Annotated in this window: 1 protein-coding gene and 1 pseudogene; both read right to left on the bottom strand. The window is 65.6% G+C overall.

The window, feature by feature from the left end; translation table 11 throughout:
* On the bottom strand, nt 1–1,135 hold a 1,135-nt coding region (locus EN964_RS34770; RefSeq protein ID WP_164776395.1), incomplete at its 3' end, for a sugar ABC transporter ATP-binding protein.
* Nucleotides 1,128–1,354: pseudogene (locus EN964_RS37995) on the bottom strand (hypothetical protein); the annotation flags it as partial. The pseudogene EN964_RS37995 and the gene EN964_RS34770, both read right to left, overlap by 8 nt.

The raw sequence follows: 1,354 nt of genomic DNA, 5'->3' as shown, positions 1-1,354 counted from the left end.
GACAGATTACCGAGACCGGATTGGAGCCCTTGGCCAGCTTGCCGAGGAATACGTTCTGGGCGATGTCCATCGTATCGAATAGGCCGTCGAGCTTGCGGTCCTCGGTGATATAGGCGACGCCGCGCCGCACGGCCTGCCGTGGCACGCGGAAGTGCACCACCTCGCCGCGCAGCGTGATGCGGCCACCATGGAAGAAGTCACGCTTCAAAACGCCCGCCGCGATCTTCATCATTTCGGTGCGGCCGGCACCGACCAGGCCGAACAGCCCGGTCACCTGGCCGGCAAAGACCGACAGCGTGGCGCTGCGCACCGCCTTACCCATCGAGACGTTCTCGAGCGCCAGCACCTTTTCGCCCGGGCGGCGCGCGACGCGTTTGGCGGCATCGTCGCCATAGAGCGTATCGGTCAGTTGCCGGCCAACCATCGCCTGGACGATTTTCTCGCGGGTGAGATTGCGCGCATCGTCGGTGACGATCAGCGCGCCGTCGCGCAGCACGCTGATGCGGTCGGCGATCGACAGCGCTTCTTCCAGCGCGTGTGAAATGAAGATGATGGAAGCGCCCTCGCCTTTCAGCCGCTCGACCAGGGCGAAGAAGTGCTGCTTTTCCTCCGGCGTCAGCGTCGCCGTCGGCTCGTCGAAGATGAAGATGCGGGCCTTGTGGTGAACCGCGCGGGCGATCTCGACCATCTGCTTCTTGGCGGCGCCGAGCGTTGACACCAGCGCGGTCGGCTCGACATGGAAGTTCAGCCGCTGCAGATGCTGCTGCGCCTTGATGTTGATGCCGCGCAACCGGTTGAAGAAGCTCTCTTCGCCGAGGAAGATGTTCTGGGCGACATTCATCGACGGGATGAGATTGGTTTCCTGGAACACCATGGCGATGCCGTGCTTCATGGCATCGGCGGGCGAGGAAAAGCCAACCGGTTTGCCGTCAATCAGCATCTCGCCCGACGTCAGCGGATAGAGGCCGGCCAGCACCTTGGTCAACGTCGACTTCCCCGCACCGTTCTCGCCGAGCAGCGCATGGACCTCGCCTTGCCGCAGCGTGAAATCGACGTCGCGCACCGCCGCGTTGCCGGCGAACGCCTTGGTGGCCTTGCGGAACCGGACGATCTCGGTCGCGTGGGGATCAGCCATGCCGGGCTCCACCGGATGTCGTGCCGGGCAGGCGCAGCAGCGTGCCGGAGCCGCGCGATGCGGCGTAGACGCTGCCGCCATGCTCACAGACGGAGGTGACGCCATGCATGCTGCCGTCGGCGCGGCTGTGCCAGCTTTCGCTGGGCCGGCCGCTGTCGTCGCAGCGCGCGACGAGGCCGTAGGAGCGCGATGGCGCCCACGGCTTCAGCACGCCCATCT

The organism is Mesorhizobium sp. M7A.F.Ca.CA.001.10.2.1, assembly GCF_003998575.1.
Lineage (GTDB): Bacteria > Pseudomonadota > Alphaproteobacteria > Rhizobiales > Rhizobiaceae > Mesorhizobium.
Note: the sequence above shows the minus strand (reverse complement) of the source record. Positions and strands in the feature narration are given on the sequence as shown.